General features: G+C 72.2%; 14 protein-coding genes. 6 read left to right on the top strand and 8 right to left on the bottom strand.

Annotation, left to right across the window (positions count from 1 at the left end; genetic code table 11):
- Positions 1 to 101 precede the first annotated feature (101 nt).
- Positions 102 to 752 (top strand): PadR family transcriptional regulator, encoded by a 651-nt coding sequence (locus tag TR42_RS02020; protein WP_042212587.1) that lies wholly within the window; start codon positions 102 to 104, stop codon positions 750 to 752.
- Positions 753 to 766: 14 nt separating this feature from the next.
- Here TR42_RS02020 and TR42_RS02015 read toward each other — a convergent pair whose 3' ends face one another.
- The 3 genes from TR42_RS02015 to map are packed head-to-tail and all read right to left on the bottom strand — an operon-like array spanning position 767 to position 3,090.
- Positions 767 to 1,354, bottom strand: coding sequence for a GNAT family N-acetyltransferase (locus tag TR42_RS02015; RefSeq protein ID WP_042212586.1), 588 nt, complete (start codon positions 1,352 to 1,354; stop codon positions 767 to 769).
- Between the two features lie 30 nt (positions 1,355 to 1,384).
- Positions 1,385 to 2,212, bottom strand: coding sequence for a polyphosphate--glucose phosphotransferase (gene ppgK / locus TR42_RS02010; protein WP_042212584.1), 828 nt, complete (start codon positions 2,210 to 2,212; stop codon positions 1,385 to 1,387).
- Entirely contained in the window at positions 2,209 to 3,090 is an 882-nt protein-coding gene (map, locus tag TR42_RS02005; protein ID WP_042212583.1) for a type I methionyl aminopeptidase, read from the bottom strand. The genes ppgK and map overlap by 4 nt, the downstream gene beginning before the upstream one ends.
- A 31-nt stretch (positions 3,091 to 3,121) precedes the next feature.
- Between map and TR42_RS02000 the strand changes: the two genes are divergently transcribed.
- On the top strand, positions 3,122 to 3,322 hold the full coding sequence (locus TR42_RS02000; RefSeq protein ID WP_042212581.1) for a hypothetical protein: 201 nt from the start codon (positions 3,122 to 3,124) through the stop codon (positions 3,320 to 3,322).
- A gap of 41 nt (positions 3,323 to 3,363) precedes the next feature.
- Positions 3,364 to 4,311 (top strand): DUF1254 domain-containing protein, encoded by a 948-nt coding sequence (locus TR42_RS01995; RefSeq protein ID WP_042212579.1) that lies wholly within the window; start codon positions 3,364 to 3,366, stop codon positions 4,309 to 4,311.
- Positions 4,312 to 4,326: 15 nt separating this feature from the next.
- Here the strand turns inward: TR42_RS01995 and TR42_RS01990 are convergent, their stop codons facing one another.
- The 3 genes from TR42_RS01990 to TR42_RS01980 all read right to left on the bottom strand — a co-directional run bounded on the left by TR42_RS01990 (position 4,327) and on the right by TR42_RS01980 (position 7,805).
- Positions 4,327 to 5,178 carry an NAD-dependent epimerase/dehydratase family protein gene (locus TR42_RS01990; protein WP_236623297.1) on the bottom strand — a complete coding sequence of 284 codons (852 nt, stop codon included), beginning with the start codon at positions 5,176 to 5,178 and terminating at the stop codon, positions 4,327 to 4,329.
- Positions 5,179 to 5,182: 4 nt separating this feature from the next.
- The gene (panB, locus tag TR42_RS01985; RefSeq protein ID WP_042212577.1) at positions 5,183 to 5,989 is read right to left on the bottom strand and encodes a 3-methyl-2-oxobutanoate hydroxymethyltransferase; all 807 of its coding nucleotides are present in this window, start codon (positions 5,987 to 5,989) and stop codon (positions 5,183 to 5,185) included.
- Positions 5,990 to 6,158: 169 nt separating this feature from the next.
- On the bottom strand, positions 6,159 to 7,805 hold the full coding sequence (locus tag TR42_RS01980; RefSeq protein WP_042212575.1) for an NAD+ synthase: 1,647 nt from the start codon (positions 7,803 to 7,805) through the stop codon (positions 6,159 to 6,161).
- Positions 7,806 to 7,879: 74 nt separating this feature from the next.
- Between TR42_RS01980 and glnA the strand changes: the two genes are divergently transcribed.
- From glnA to TR42_RS01965, 3 genes are read left to right on the top strand one after another with little or no spacing between them, the layout of a single operon-like run.
- Entirely contained in the window at positions 7,880 to 9,214 is a 1,335-nt protein-coding gene (gene glnA / locus TR42_RS01975; protein ID WP_042212574.1) for a type I glutamate--ammonia ligase, read from the top strand.
- A gap of 10 nt (positions 9,215 to 9,224) precedes the next feature.
- Positions 9,225 to 12,230, top strand: coding sequence for a bifunctional [glutamine synthetase] adenylyltransferase/[glutamine synthetase]-adenylyl-L-tyrosine phosphorylase (locus TR42_RS01970; protein WP_042212572.1), 3,006 nt, complete (start codon positions 9,225 to 9,227; stop codon positions 12,228 to 12,230).
- The gene (locus tag TR42_RS01965; protein ID WP_161786607.1) at positions 12,227 to 13,120 is read left to right on the top strand and encodes a hypothetical protein; all 894 of its coding nucleotides are present in this window, start codon (positions 12,227 to 12,229) and stop codon (positions 13,118 to 13,120) included. Before TR42_RS01970 ends, TR42_RS01965 begins: the two co-directional genes overlap by 4 nt.
- Here TR42_RS01965 and TR42_RS01960 read toward each other — a convergent pair.
- Together TR42_RS01960 and TR42_RS01955 are read right to left on the bottom strand one after the other, a co-directional pair.
- The gene (locus TR42_RS01960; RefSeq protein WP_042212569.1) at positions 13,117 to 14,022 is read right to left on the bottom strand and encodes a carbohydrate kinase family protein; all 906 of its coding nucleotides are present in this window, start codon (positions 14,020 to 14,022) and stop codon (positions 13,117 to 13,119) included. The two genes, TR42_RS01965 and TR42_RS01960, sit on opposite strands and share 4 nt — an antisense overlap.
- Entirely contained in the window at positions 14,015 to 15,049 is a 1,035-nt protein-coding gene (locus TR42_RS01955; protein WP_042212567.1) for a LacI family DNA-binding transcriptional regulator, read from the bottom strand. Before TR42_RS01955 ends, TR42_RS01960 begins: the two co-directional genes overlap by 8 nt.
- Between the last annotated feature and the right edge of the window lie 33 nt (positions 15,050 to 15,082).

Genomic DNA, 15,082 nt, shown 5'->3' with positions numbered 1-15,082 from the left:
GGGCGTGCGGACGTCGGCTTCGGACCCGGACCGCTTGCACCCGTCGCTATCGCGATATATCGTGACAGAGACGCAATCGACACGAACGAAGGGAGCGGCTCATGAAGGGTTCGCATCAGCATCACGGCCCGCGCGGCATGCGCGGGCTCGGCCCGCACTGGGCGGACGCCTCCGAGGAGCGCGGGGACCGGTCGATGGGACGTCGGGGCGGCTTCGGCCCCGGTGCGCACGACGGGCCCGACCCGGGTGCTCACGGACCCGGCGGAGGGAGGCACGGCGGCCACGGTCGCGGTCGTGGACGCCACGGCGGCCGCCCGCGCGGCGATGTCCGCGCCGCGATCCTGCTGCTGCTCGCCGAGCAGCCGCGCCACGGCTACGACCTCATCCGCGCGATCGAGGAGCGCAGCGGGGGCGCGTGGGTGCCGAGCCCCGGCTCGATCTACCCGACGCTCCAGGCGCTCGAGGACGAGGGCCTCGTGGCCATCGACGTGGTCGAGGGTCGCAAGACGGCGGCGCTCACCGAGGCGGGCGCCGCGTGGACCGAGGACAACGCCGCTCAGCTCGACGCGCTCTTCGAGGTCGACGACCGCGAGCGGCGCGACATCGCGCTGCGGCGGGAGATGGGCGCGCTGCGCGACGCGGCGATCCACGTGAGCCGGCAGGCCGACGAGGCGACCGGGGACCGCGCGGTCGAGATCCTCGCCGCGGCGCGCCGCGACCTCTACCGGCTGCTCGCGGACGACGCCGGCTGACCGGCGCCGCCGATTCAGAGGCGGGGCGCGATCCGCGCCTCGAGCCCGGCCCGCACCGCGGGCCACTCGCGGTCGAGGATCGAGAACACCACCGTGTCGCGCAGCGTCCCGTCGCGCCACACCTGGTGCTGGCGGAGCACGCCGTCCTGATGCGCGCCGAGCCGGGCGATCGCCGCGCGGGACTGGTGGTTGTGCCAGTGCGTGCGCAGCTCGACGGCGATGCAGCCGAGCTCCTCGAAGGCGCGTTCCAGCAGCAGCAGCTTCATCGCGGGGTTGAGCCCCGTGCCCTGGGCCTCGCGGCCGATCCACGTGCTGCCGATCTCGACGCGCCGATGGGCGGTGTCGAGGTTGAGGTAGGTGGTCATGCCGACCGCGCGGCCGGTCCGGGGGTCGATCACCGCCCACGGCGCGACCGTGCCGGCCTCCTGCCGGGCCAGCCGCGCCTCGATCTCCGCGGCCATGCCGTCCGGCGTGGGGATCGCGGTGTACCAGAGCGCATGGAGATCGCCGACGGCCTCCGCGAGCTCCGGCGCGTGGTCCGCGGACAGCGGCTCGAGGCGAGCGAGCGGATGCGCGAGAGCGGGAGCGTCGTGGAAGGCCATGGCCCGGAGCCTAGGCCCTGCCTCCGTACGTCAGGAGGAGGCCTGCGCCTTCGCCGCCGCCTTCTTGGCCGCCTTCTCGGCGAGCTTGGCCTCCTCGCGCTCCCGCTTGGCCTCCGCGGCCGCCGCCGCCGCGGCACCGACGATGCCGGCGCCGTTGAGCAGCTCCGCGGGGACGATGGGTGCGCGCAGCCGGAGCTTCGGCAGGAACATGTGATGCGACTTGGAGATGCCGCCGCCCACGATGATGAGGTCGGGCCACAGCAGCCGCTCCATCTCGGAGTAGTACTTCTGCAGCTCCGCGATCCACTGGTCCCAGTCGTAGCCGTAGCGGTCGCGTGCGGACTCCGCGGCGCGGTCCTCCGCATCGTGCCCGTCCACGATGATGTGACCCAGCTCGAGGTTGGGAACCAGCGTGCCGTCGACGATCATCGCGGTGCCGATGCCCGTGCCGAGCGTGGTCATGAGGATCGAGCCGTTGCGCCCGTGGGCCGCGCCGAACTTGTACTCGCCGTAGCCCGCCGCATCGGCGTCGTTGAGGACGTGGACGTCGTGGCCGGCGTAGTCGCGGATGATCGCCCGCAGGTCGGTGCCGATCCAGCTGTCGTCGACGTTCGCCGCCGTCTTCACGATCCCGTGCTGCACGACCCCGGGGAAGGCGACGCCGATCGGCACCTTCTTCGAGGGGTTGAACTTGGCGATCACCTTCGCCACCGTGCGCGCGATCGCGTCCGGGGTCGAGGGCTGCGGGGTCGGGATCCGGTACCGGTCGTCGGTGAACTCCCCGGTCTTGAGGTTGACGGGCGCAGCCTTGATGCCGGTGCCCCCGATGTCGACTCCGATCGCGATGTTCTTGCTCATGGCAGCGTCAGAACCTCCGGTCCGTTCTCCGTGATGACGATGGTGTGCTCGAACTGCGCGACCCACGAGCCGTCGTCGGTGACCACGGTCCAGCCGTCGTCCCACTCGTGGTTCTCCTCGGATCCCATGCAGAGCATCGGCTCGACGGTGAAGACCATGCCGGGCTCGATGACGTCGTCGTGATGGGGCGCCGCGTCGTAGTGGGGGATGATCAGCCCGGTGTGGAACGCCGGCCCCACGCCGTGGCCGGTGTAGCTGCGCACGGACTCGTAGCCGAAGCGCGCGGCGTACTTCTCGATCACCCGGCCGATGATGTTGACCTGCCGGCCCGGCTGCGCGGCCTTGATGCCGCGCATCATCGCCTCGTGCGTGACCTCGACGAGCTTGGTCGCCTCGGGCGATCCCTCACCCGCGATGAAGGACCCGCAGTTGTCGCCGTGGACGCCGTTCTTGAAGGCCGTGATGTCGACCTTGACGATGTCGCCCTCCTCGATCACGGTCGAGTCGGGGATGCCGTGGCAGATCACCTCGTTGACCGAGGTGCACAGCGCCTTGGGGAAGGCCGGCCGGCCGGCCGCGCCCGGGTAGCCGAGCGTCGACGGATAGGCGTCGTGGTCGAGGCAGAACTCGTGGCCGATGCGGTCGAGCTCGTCCGTGGTGACGCCCGGGACCACATGGCGTCCCACCTCGGCGAGCGCCTGGGCGGCGATCCTCGCGCTGATGCGGATCTTCTCGATGGTCTCGGCATCGTGCACGTCGCCGCCGCCCCAGACGGTCGCCCGCTTCTTCCCGACGTACTCGGGACGGGTGATCGCGGCGGGTACCTCACGCCACGGGGAGACGACGCCCTTGATGACCTTCTCGCGTACAGGGCTCATGGCTGGCAGTCTATTCACGGAGGCGATGCCGATGTCACCCGAGAGCGACCACCCGGTCGAGTACTTCTTCAACACGCGCACGAAGATGGTCGAGAAGGGCCGTCAGAGCTCGTGGGAGCACCTCATGGGCCCGTACCCGACGGCCGAGGAGGCGGCAGGGGCGCTGGAGATCGCGAAGCACCGCACCGAGTCCTGGGACGATGACGACGACCGTTGGCGGAACGAGTCGTAGACCCCGCGTCGGAGGGTCCGCCCTTCATGAGGAGGCTCGCCATGAGCATCCATGTCAACGTCGACACGTTCGTGCGCGCCGAGACCGATCGCATGTTCGCGGACATCCAGCGGAGCGCGGGCGGCCCGGGAGCTCTCGCGCATCACCGCGCGCCCACGCCCATCGATGAGCAGACGGTGATCCGCATGAACCGCGACACTCTCTACAGCTTCGGGGTGGTCGACCTCGCGCGGCCGGTCACGCTCACGCTGCCGGACGCCGACGGTCGGTACCTGTCCGCGATGATCGTGAGCAACGACCACCACATCCCCGTGATCCTGCACGATGCGGGGGAGCACGTCCTCGACGAGGCGACGGTGGGGACCCGGTACGCCCTGGTCGCGCTGCGGATCCTGGTGGACCCGTCGGACCCCGCGGACGTCGCCGCGGTGGGAGCGCTTCAGGACCAGGTGTCCCTGTCGGGCGGCGGGGGCGAGCCGTTCGCCTACCCGGACTACGACACGGCGAGCCTCGACGCGACCCGCGCGGCGCTCCTCGCGCTCGCCGCAGGGCTGAGCGACTACACGGGCGCGTTCGGCAGAGCGGGCGAGGTCGACCCGATACACCATCTCATCGGCACCGCGTCGGGCTGGGGCGGGCTTCCCACGAGCGAGGCGGTGTATGTGTCGCTGGCCCCGGACGATCCGACGGTGGACCACGAGATCGTGCTCGCCGACGTGCCCGTCGACGCCTTCTGGTCCATCTCCGTCTACAACGGCGACGGCTTCTTTGAGCCCAACCCCCACGAGAGGTACACGGTCAACAGCGTCACCGCGACGCCCGACGACGCGGGCGCCGTGACCGTGAGGTTGGTCCACGGCATCCCGCAGGGGCCGAACGACATCCCCGTGCCCGGGGAGTGGGGCATCGTGCTGCGCCTGTACCGTCCGCGACGCGAGATCGTGGACGGGACCTGGACACCGCCGGTGCTTCAGCCCATGCCGGCGTAGGACGCGCGCGGAGCGTCAGACGTGGTGGCGCCAGGAGTGCTGCGGCTCGTAGCCGAGCAGGCGGCGAGCCTTGTCGATCGACAGCATCGTCTCGTGCTCGCCGAGCTCCTTGGTGACGGGCACGCCCGGGAACTCGGCCTCCGCGAGGTCCGCCGAGGACCGTGACATCACGGTGTCCGCGTTGGCGACGACGAAGCGGTCGAAGCCTCGCGGCTCGTACGCCAGCGCATCCGCGACGGCGGCGGCCCCGTCGCGCCCGTCGATGTAGCCCCAGAGGTTCCAGCGGCGCGCCTTCGGGTCCTCGTCGAAGGCGGGGAAGGCGGCGTAGTCCTCGACGTCCATGACGTTGGAGAAGCGCAGCGCGAGGATCTTGAGGTCGGGATCCCAGCGGCACAGCTGGATCGCCATCTGCTCCTCGAGGTGCTTCACCAGCGAGTAGTGGGACTCGGGGCGCGCGTCGTAGTCCTCGTCGACGGGGATGTACGGCGGGGGAGTCTCGAAGGGCAGGCCGAGCACGGTCTCGGAGGACGCGTAGACGATGTCCCGGATCCCGGCGCGACGGGCGCCCTGGAACACGTTGAACGTCGCGGCGATGTTGTGGTGGAAGGTCGCGACGTCGGTCATCTGGCCGGGCGCGGGCACCGCGGCGAGGTGCACCACCGCGTCGACGCCGTCGTAGCGGTCCTGGGCGCCGAACATCGCGTCCATCGCCTGGCCGGCGTCCGTGAGGTCGATGCGGGTGTAGTCCATCGCCGGCGGGAGCGGCTTCGTGTCGAGACGGTGGACGGCGTGGCCGTCCGCGGCGAGGCGTGCGACCACGTGGCGCCCGAGCTTGCCCTCCGAGCCGGTGACGACGATCGACGCCACCGGCTCAGCTCTCGAACGTGTGCTCGGCGGCGGGGAAGGCGACGTCCTTGACCTCGCCGACGTACGCGGCGGCCGCATCGGTCATCGCCTGGCCCACCGCGCCGAACTGCTTCGAGAAGCGCGGGTGCCAGTCGCCCACGCCGGCCATGTCGAGCCACACGAGCACCTGGCCGTCGGTGTCGGGGCCCGCGCCGATGCCGATGGTGGGGATGTCGAGGGCCTCGGTCACGGCCTTGGCCGCGGGCGCGATCACCATCTCGAGCACGACCGCGAAGGCGCCGGCCTCCTGGAGCGCGAGGGCATCGGCCACCAGCTCCTCGATGCCGTGCTCGCCGCGACCCTGGATGCGGCGGCCGCCCAGCGCCGTCTCGGACTGGGGCGTGAAGCCGAGGTGGCCGCAGAACGGGATGCCGGCATCGGTCACGGCCTTGACCTGGCGCGCGATGCGGCGCCCGCCCTCGAACTTGATCGCGTGGGCGCCCGAGAGCTTGACCATGCGGATCGAGGACTCGACGGCCTGCTCGGGCGAGACCTCGTACGCGCCGAACGGGAGGTCGGCGACCACGAAGGCGTGCTCGGCGCCGCGCACCACGGCGCGCGCGAACGGGATCATCTCGTCGAGCTCGAGCGGCACGGTCGACTCCATGCCGAGCATGTTGTCGCCGAGCGAGTCGCCGACCAGGAGGATGTCCGCGCCGCCGGCGTCGAACGCGCGGGCGGTGGGGAAGTCGTAGGCGGTCAGCATGGCGATCTTCTCGCCCCGCTGCTTCATCTCCTTGAAGTGGTGGATCCGGACCTTCTTGCGGCTCATGGCTCCACTGTCTCACGGGGTGCGAAGCGCCGGTGACCGGGCACGATGCGGCGCGCAGTGCCAGTGCGAATCGCCCCATGGGGCGCTGCGAGGGCCGGAAAGCGACGCTGGGCGCCCCATTTCGCGAGGCGGCGGGGTCGGGCGGGATCGGCGGGGCGGACCGCGCCGGTCAGCCCTCGAGCTCGCGCCAGCGGGAGGTGATCGGCAGGCGGCGGTCGCGGCCGAAGGCGAGCGCCGTCACCTTGGCGCCCGGCGGGTACTGGCGGCGCTTCCACTCGGCGCGGTCCACGAGGGACAGCACCTTGTCCACCACCGCGGGCTCGAAGCCGCGCGCGAGCAGCTCCTCGCGGCCCTCGGCGTGCTCGACGTACGCGTCGAGCACCTCGTCGAGCAGCGCGTAGTCGGGGAGCGAGTCCTGGTCGGTCTGGCCGGGGCGGAGCTCGGCGCTCGGCGGCTTGGTGATCGAGCTCTCGGGGATCGGCGCGACCTCGCCGCGCGACTCCGCGTAGGCGTTGCGCCAACGGGCGAGCTCCCACACGCGGGTCTTGTCGAGGTCCTTGAGCGGGGCGAAGCCGCCGATCGAGCCCGCGTCATAAATCGTCGCGTAGCCGGTGGCGAGCTCGCTCTTGTTGCCCGGCGCGATCACCAGGTGCCCCTCGCGGTTCGACAGCCCCATGAGGATGACGCCGCGCACGCGCGCCTGGAGGTTCTCCTCGGCGACGCCGGTGAGCGCGAGCTGGTCCTGGAACCCGTCGACCAGCCGGGCGATCGGCTCGACGCGGTAGTCGGCGCCGATGCGCTTGGCGAGGTCCGCCGCATCGTCCTTCGAGTGGTCGGAGGAGAACTCCGACGGCATCGACACGCCGACCACGTTCTCCCCGCCGATCGCGTCGGCGGCGATCGCGGCGGTGAGCGCCGAGTCGATGCCGCCGGACATCCCGAGGATGACGCTGCGGAAGCCGTTCTTCACCACGTAGTCGCGCAGTCCGGTGACGCACGCCCAGTAGGTCTGCTCGTCGAGGTCCTCGGCGGGCGCGATGCCCGAGACGAGCGCCGGCGTGCCCGCGGCGGGCACGTCCCACACGATCATCGCGTCGGAGAAGCCGGGCGCGGAGGCGACCACCTCGCCCGAGGCGGAGACGATGAACGAGTGGCCGTCGAAGACGAGGTCGTCCTGGCCGCCCCACAGGTTGACGTAGGCGACCGGCGCCCCGACCTCGCGGGCGCGGCGCGCCGCGAGCTCGACGCGGGTGTGGCCCTTGCCCTCCTCGAACGGGGAGCCGTTGAGGACCACGAGCAGCCGCAGGCCCTGGCCCGTCAGCTGCGCGACGGTGCCGCCGTCCTGCCAGATGTCCTCGCAGATCGCGATGCCCACGGGCGAGCCGCCGGGGGAGACCACGCAGGGGTCCTCGCCCGAGGCGAAGATGCGCCGCTCGTCGAAGACACCGTAGTTGGGGAGGTGGTGCTTGTTGTAGCGCGCGACCACGGCGCCGCCCTGGATCACGACCGCCTGATTGAAGGGCCGCCCCGCCTGCGAGACGCCCAGCGTGCCGATCATCACCGTGAGCTCGCCGAGCGCCTCCGCGTCGAGCGCGGCGGCGATCTCGTCGACCGCGCGCGCCGCGGCGCGCTGGAAGCTCGAGCGCAGCGCGAGGTCCTCGATCGGGTACCCGGTGGTGGTCATCTCCGGGAACGCGACCACGTGCGCGCCCAGAGCGTGGGCGGCGCGGCACCGGTCGAGGATGAGCGCGGCGTTACCAGCGATGTCGCCCACGCAGGTGTTGATCTGGGCGAGTGCGATGCGGAGGTCGGACATGGGTCAAGCGTAGGGCGCGCGGCACGAGGCGACGGGACACACGATCGTCACATGGATGGTGCAGGATAGGCGGCATGGACAAGCAGCAGGAATATGTGCTCCGCAGCGTCGAGGAGCGCGACATCCGCTTCATCAGGCTCTGGTTCACGGACGTGCTCGGCATCCTCAAGTCGGTCGCGATCGCGCCGGCGGAGCTCGAGAACGCGTTCGCCGAGGGGATCGGCTTCGACGGCTCGGCCGTCGAGGGCCTGACGCGCGTGTACGAGGCGGACATGATCGCGAAGCCGGACCCGGCCTCGTACCAGATCCTGCCGTGGCGCGGCGAGCGTCAGGGCGCCGCGCGCATGTTCTGTGACATCTACACGCCCGACGGTGAGCCGGCGCTGTCCGACCCCCGTCAGGTGCTCAAGCGCACGCTGGACAAGGCGTCCGAGCAGGGCTTCAGCTTCTACACGCACCCCGAGATCGAGTTCTACCTGTTCAAGCAGTTCGAGACCGGCCAGCAGCCGGTCCCGGTGGACCGCGCAGGCTACTTCGACAACGTGCCGCGCGGCACGGCGCACAACTTCCGCCGCGAGGCGATCACGATGCTCGAGAACATGGGCATCTCGGTCGAGTTCAGCCACCACGAGGCGGGGCCCGGTCAGAACGAGATCGACCTGCGGTACGCCGACGCGCTCACCACGGCCGACAACATCATGACGTTCCGCACCGTGATCAAGGAGGTCGCGCTCGAGCAGGGCGTGTTCGCCTCCTTCATGCCCAAGCCGCTGTTCGAGGCGCCGGGCTCCGGCATGCACACGCACATGAGCCTGTTCGAGGGGGACCGCAACGCGTTCCACGAGGCCGGCGCGGAGATGGGCCTCTCGGTCACCGCGCGCCAGTTCATGGCGGGCCTGCTCAAGTACGCCCCTGAGATCACCGCGATCACCAACCAGTACGTCAACTCGTACAAGCGACTCTGGGGCGGCGCCGAGGCTCCGTCCTACGTGTGCTGGGGCTCGAACAACCGTTCCGCGCTGGTGCGCGTACCCGTGCACAAGCCCGGCAAGAGCCAGTCCGCGCGGGTCGAGTACCGGGCCATGGACTCCGCCGCGAACCCGTACCTCGCGTTCTCGGTGCTGCTCGCGGCGGGCCTCAAGGGCATCGAGGACGGCCTCGAGCTGCCCGAGGGCGCCGAGGACGACGTGTGGGAGCTCTCCAACGCCGAGCGTCGCGCGCTCGGTTACGAGCCGCTGCCCACGTCGCTCGCGGAGGCGATCGCCGAGATGGAGCGCTCCGAGCTGGTGGCCGAGACGCTGGGGGAGCGGGTCTTCGACTTCGTGCTGCGCAACAAGCGGGCCGAGTGGGAGGCGTATCGCGCCCAGGTCACGCCGTACGAGCTCGACACGTACCTGTCGGTGCTGTGACAGGAGCGCCATGAGCGCACGCGAGGTCTCGTTCACCACCAGGCTGAGGCGGGCGGGAGCGGCGGAGCCCGCCCGGGCCGAGCGGCTGGTCGCCGAGATCCTCGAGATCACGGGGATCGAGATCGACGATCCCGCGACCGCGGTGTCGTATCTCGCCGATCCGGACGCGGGGCTCCTGCAGCTCCTGCGCCTGGCCGAGGCCGCCCGGGACCAGGGCCACCTCGACACGCTGGTGCGGATGTCGCGCACCCGGGCGGGCGCGCAGCTCGGCGTGCTGCTGGGCGGCTCCCTCGCGCTGGGCGACTTCCTCATCCGTCATCCGGCGTTCCTCGAGGACTTCGAGCGATGGCCCGAGGGGGAGCCCTTCACGGCCGTCGACACCCGCGCCGCGCTGCTCGAGGCGGTCGGGGCGAACCCGCGGGACCCGGCGCCGGTCGCCACGCTCGGCGGCGCCGAGGGGATCGCCGCGATGCGCATCGCGTACCGCCGCGCGCTCCTGCGCATCGCCGCCGCGGACCTGTTCGAGCACTCGCCGCCCACGCTCATGCCGGACGTGGGCGCGGCCCTCGCGGATCTGGCCGGCGCGGCGCTCGACGCGGGCCTCGCGATCGCCCGGCACGACGAGCCCGACCATGCCGCGACGAGGCTCGCGATCATCGCGATGGGCAAGTGCGGCGCGCGCGAGCTCAACTACGTCTCGGACGTCGACGTCATCTACGTCGCCGAGCCGGCCGAGGGCGTCGAGGACGCCCGGTCGCTCCAGATCGCGACGCGTCTCGCGGTCGCGGCCGCGAAGGCGTGCGGCGGCATGGGCGTCGAGCCCGCGCTGTGGGAGGTCGACCCCAACCTGCGGCCCGAGGGCCGCGACGGGCCCCTGGTGCGCAACCTCGCGAGCCACCAGGCCTACTACGAGCGGTGGGCCCAGACGTGGGAGTTCCAGGCGCTGCTCAAGGCCAGGCCGGCGGCAGGCGACCCCGAGGTGGGTCGACGCTACGTCGAGACGCTGCAGCCGATGGTGTGGAAGGCGGTCGAGCGGGAGGGCTTCGTCGAGTCCGCGCAGGCGATGCGCCGTCGCGTCGAGCAGCACGTCCCCGCCGCGGAGGCCGACCGGCAGATCAAGCTGGGCCCGGGCGGCCTGCGCGACGTCGAGTTCACCATCCAGCTGCTGCAGCTGGTGCACGGACGCGCGGACGAATCGCTGCGCGTGCGAGGCACGCTCGACGCGCTCGCGCGCCTGCGGGCCGGCGGCTACGTCGGCCGCCCTCAGGCGGCCGCGATGGACCGCTCGTACCGTCAGCTCAGGGTCTGGGAGCATCGTCTCCAGCTGCGCAAGCTCACCCGCACCCACCTCATGCCCGAGGACGACCAGGAGCGCAGGATCCTCGCCCGCGCGAGCGGCTTCGCGACGGTCGAGTACATGGACGAGGTCTGGACGGACATCCGCCGCGACGTGCGCGCCATGCACCTCGAGATGTTCTACCGGCCCATCCTGCCCGTGGTCGCGCGGCTGAGCGCCGACGAGGCACGGCTGGACGATGCGGCCGCCAAGGCCCGCCTCGCCGCCGTGGGCTTCGTCGATCCGGCGGGCGCGTACCGCCACATCCAGGCGCTCACCGAGGGCGTCTCGCGCACCACCGCCATCCAACGCCAGCTCATGCCGGCGCTCATCGGGTGGTTCGCGCAGGGCGCCGACCCGGACGCGGGGCTGCTGGCCTTCCGCCAGCTCTCGGAGCAGCTGCGCGGCACGCAGTGGTACCTCAAGCTGCTGCGCGACTCCGGCACCGCCGCGGAGAGGCTCGCCCGTCTGCTCTCGACGTCGCGCTACGTGGCGCGCGCGCTGCTCGCGTCGGGCGGCGAGGCCGTCACCTGGCTCGACCGCGACGAGGACCTGGTCCCGCGCGACTACGCGCGGCTGTGGCGCGAGGCCGACGCCGTGCTGCGGCGCTCGAACGACCCGGAGCAGGCGATCACGGCGCTGCGCGGGCTGCGACGGCGCGAGCTGTCGCGCGTGGCCGCCGCGGACACGCTCGGGCTCATCAACTCGTCCGCGGCGGCGCTCGCCGTGTCGCACAGCGCCGACATGCTGATCGAGGGCGCGCTGCGGATCGCGCGCCACAAGGTCGCCGAGGCGCGCGGGCTCGAGGACGGGCTCCCGATCCGCTTCGCGGTCATCGCGATGGGGCGCTACGGCGGCCTCGAGATGGGCTACGCCTCCGACGCCGACGTCCAGTTCGTCTGGGACGGCGACGCGCCGGACGGCCAGGCGATCGCGGTGGCGCTCGCCCAGGAGCTCCGCTCCCTGCTGCAGAAGGTGGGCCCGCAGCCGCCGCTCGAGATCGATGCCGACCTCCGGCCCGAGGGGCGCAACGGCCCGCTGGCGCGCTCGCTCGCCTCCTGCACCGACTACTACGGGCGGTGGTCGGATCCGTGGGAGGCGCAGGCGCTGCTGCGCGCGCGGCCCTGCGCGGGCGACGCCGAGCTCAAGGAGGCCTTCGTCGCGATGATCGACGGGGTGCGCTACCCCGAGAGGCTGCCCGACAACGCCCTCAAGCAGATGCGCCTGCTCAAGGCGCGCATGGAGGCCGAGCGGCTGCCCCGGGGCATCGACCCGCGCCGCCACCTCAAGCTGGGTCCGGGTGGCCTGTCCGACGTCGAGTGGGTGGTCCAGCTCACGCAGCTCCGCCACGGCCATCGTTACCCCGAGATCCGCACCACGATCACGCTCGACGCGCTCGCCGCCGCCGCGGAGCTCGACCTCATCGCCAGGCCCGACGCCAACCAGCTGCGCTCGGCGTGGGTGCTGGCGACCGACCTGCGCGGCGCGCTCGCCCTGCGCGGGAACGCGCGCGACACCGACGTGCTGCCGCCGGACCTCAAGGAGCTCGGCGTGCTCGCGGAGATCCTGGGCACCTCGCTCACCGGCTCCGAGCTCGACGAGAGGTACTCGCGCAACTCGAGGAGGGCCCGCGCCGTGACCGAGCGCCTGTTCTTCGGATGGGACGAGGACTCGCGGTGAGCGGTCTCCGGACCGCCGCCTCGGCCGCCCTGATCCTGCTCGGCGCGATGCTCATCGTGGCGTGGGCGGTCGCGGGCGTGGTCGTCTCCACGGTCGAGGACGGCACGGCCGTGCACGGCATCGCCGTGCGCGCCCTGGAGAGCGACGCCGTCCTCGACGGCATCGCGGACGCGGCATCCGACAGCGCGCTCGAGGCGATGGCCGAGGCCGGCTTCGACGCCGAGCGGTGGGGGCTCGACACGGCGGTGCGCGCCGTCATCGCGGACGCCGCGCGCGCCGACGAGTTCCGCGGGGCGGTGCTCGACCAGATCGACGCCGTCCACGCGCAGGCGTCCGACGAGATCACGGCGGAGGACAGGCCCTCGGGGCCGCTGCGTCTCGAGATCGACGTCTCGGGCTACGTCAACGCACAGATCGACGCCATCCCCGTGGTGGGGGAGCAGGTCCCCGACCTGGTGGTCGAGCCCATCCCGGTGCGGGTGCTCGGCGCCGAGGCCTTCGAGCGCGTCCGCACGGGCTACGGATACGCCGAGCTCGCGCAGCGGTGGGCGCTATGGGCGGGGCTCGCGTGCATCGTGCTCGGCTTCGTGGTCACGCACCGCACGCGGTGGTTCGGTGCGAAGGCGGGGCTCGCCGTGGGCGCGATCGCCGGCGGGCTGTGGCTGGTGCTGACATGGTGGGGGCTCGACGGGATCCTCCGCCTGCTGCCCGGCGGGAGCGACGGCGATGCCGCGGAGGCGTTGCTGCGGATCGTCACCGAGGACGGGATCGATGCGCTGGCCTCCCGGCTCGGGACGCTCGCGCTGATCGCCTTCGCGGTCGCGGCCGTGCTCCTCGCCGTGGCGCTGCTGACGCGCCCGCGCCCGCGCCCGCTTGCGGCGGAGCGCTAGCCCCGGGGAGGGGCGTGCTCGAGCAGCGGCGAGAGCTGCCTGCTGGTGATGGCGCGCGTCGCCTGAGCGGTGCCCGCCTCGAGCGCCTCCCACAGGGCGTCGCCCGTGAGCCGCTCCGCCCCGCCGACGCGCAGGGCGTGGGAGAGGACCCCGGCGGCGAAGGCGTCGCCCGCGCCGTTGGGGTCCACCACGTCGACGCGCGGCGCCTCGACCCGCGCGAACGAGCCGTCGGAGCCGACCGCGATCGCGCCGCGCGCGCCCAGGGTGCACACGCCGAGGCGCTTGCCGCCCTCGACCAGCCCGCGGAGGTAGACCGACGGGTTCTCCATGCGGTCGCCGTTCATCAGGATCACGTCGGCCGCCTCGATGAACGGCCGGTGGAAGGCCTCGGCGCCGTCGTAGTCGTGGATGTCGACCCATACCTCGTGCGCGAGGGCGGTGACCTCGGGGATGAGCGAGCGCGACAGGTCGGCGAGGTCGAGGAACACCGCGCGGGCCTGGCCGAGCGCCTCCCTCGCGGTGGCCCGAGCGCGCCGGAGCTCCTCGTCCGGGATCTCGCCGGCCGCCTGAAGGTAGATCGACACCCGCTCGCCCCGGGCCGACATGAGGTTGAGATGGCGCTCGCTCGGGCCGTCGGTGCGGACGGCGCGGACGTCGACCCCGCACGCGCGCAGCGAGGACAGGAGCGCCTCGCCCGTGGCATCGTCCCCCTGCGTGGTGAGCAGGAGCGCGGCCACGCCGCGGTCCACCAGGTGGAGCGCCTTGCCGGCGGAGGTACCGCCGAGCACCGTGGTCGAGGACTCCGCGAAGACGGTGTGCGGCTCGGGTCGCGGCAGCCGGTCGAGCGTGACGATGAGGTTCTCGCTCGTCGGCCCGACCACCAGCACGTCGACGTCAGTCACGCTGCCTCGCCGGCGGGACCGCGGTGCTGCGTCGCACCTTGAGCTCATAGGGGAGATCGACGGCGATCGGGGTGGCCGCCTTGTCGGGACGCAGCTCGGCGAGGAGCGCCTGCGCCGCGAGCCGTCCCTGCTCGACCGGGTGCTGGTCGACCGTGGTGAGCTCGAAGAACTCGCCCAGCTCGTGCCCGTCGATGCCGATGACGGAGAGGTCGTCGGGCACGCGGATCCCGAGGTCGCGCGCCGCGAGGATCGCGCCGATCGCCGTCTCGTCGGAGATCGCGAAGATCGCGGTGGGGTGCGCGCGCGGGTCGCCGAGGAGCTGCTTGGTGGCCTCGTAGCCGCCCTGGATGGTGAAGTCGGCGACGGCGAGCAGGCGGGGGTCGGGCTCGATGCCGGCCTCCGCGAGCGCCGCCTCGTAGCCCTCGCGCCGGTGGCGGGGGAGCTGGAAGTCGAGGTTGTCGCCCTCCTCGCCGCCGACGAAGCCGATGCGGCGGTGGCCGAGCGACGTGAGGTGGGAGGTCGCGAGCGAGGCGACCGCCACGTCGTCGAGGCTGAGGGTGGTGACGCCGGGGAGGGGGCCACCGACACCGACCATCGGCTTGCGCAGGTCGTGGATGCGCGCGAGCTCGGCGTCGGTGAGCTCGACGGAGACCGCGATGAAGGCGTCGACGCGCTTGCGCTGAAGGAACTCCGCGAAGAGCCGCTTGCGGCGCTCGGGATGCCGGTCCGTGTCTTCGAGGTGGTAGAGCGTGATGTCGTAGCCGGCGTCCGCGAGGGCGCGGTTGGCGCCCTTGAGCACGCTGCCGTAGTACCAGCTGCCCAGCACCGGCAGCACGAAGCCGACGTTGCGGGTGCGACCGGAGGCGAGGGACGATGCGGTGGCCGAGGCGACGTAGCCGAGCTCGCGCGCGGCGTCCTCGACCTTCTGCCTGGTAGCCGCCGAGACGGTCGACTTCCCCGCGAGCGCCCGAGAGACGGTCGCGGTCGACACGCCCGCCAGCTCGGCGACCCCCTGGATCGTCGCCACCCTCGGCTCCCTTCCGTCGCGGCTCCCGGCCGC

Source organism: Demequina mangrovi, from assembly GCF_000759715.1.
GTDB classification, from domain to species: Bacteria; Actinomycetota; Actinomycetes; order Actinomycetales; family Demequinaceae; genus Demequina; species Demequina mangrovi.
The sequence above is the reverse complement of the archived record's forward strand: the minus strand, read 5'-3'. Positions and strand labels throughout refer to the sequence as shown.

Excerpts from the sequence above, each read along its gene's own strand:
- TR42_RS02020 (WP_042212587.1), top strand. The coding sequence starts at position 102 with ATGAAGGGTTCGCATCAGCATCACGGCCCGCGCGGCATGCGCGGGCTC.
- TR42_RS02015 (WP_042212586.1), bottom strand. The coding sequence starts at position 1,354 with ATGGCCTTCCACGACGCTCCCGCTCTCGCGCATCCGCTCGCTCGCCTC.
- ppgK (WP_042212584.1), bottom strand. The coding sequence starts at position 2,212 with ATGAGCAAGAACATCGCGATCGGAGTCGACATCGGGGGCACCGGCATC.
- map (WP_042212583.1), bottom strand. The coding sequence starts at position 3,090 with ATGAGCCCTGTACGCGAGAAGGTCATCAAGGGCGTCGTCTCCCCGTGG.
- TR42_RS02000 (WP_042212581.1), top strand. The coding sequence starts at position 3,122 with ATGTCACCCGAGAGCGACCACCCGGTCGAGTACTTCTTCAACACGCGC.
- TR42_RS01995 (WP_042212579.1), top strand. The coding sequence starts at position 3,364 with ATGAGCATCCATGTCAACGTCGACACGTTCGTGCGCGCCGAGACCGAT.
- panB (WP_042212577.1), bottom strand. The coding sequence starts at position 5,989 with ATGAGCCGCAAGAAGGTCCGGATCCACCACTTCAAGGAGATGAAGCAG.
- TR42_RS01980 (WP_042212575.1), bottom strand. The coding sequence starts at position 7,805 with ATGTCCGACCTCCGCATCGCACTCGCCCAGATCAACACCTGCGTGGGC.
- glnA (WP_042212574.1), top strand. The coding sequence starts at position 7,880 with ATGGACAAGCAGCAGGAATATGTGCTCCGCAGCGTCGAGGAGCGCGAC.
- TR42_RS01970 (WP_042212572.1), top strand. The coding sequence starts at position 9,225 with ATGAGCGCACGCGAGGTCTCGTTCACCACCAGGCTGAGGCGGGCGGGA.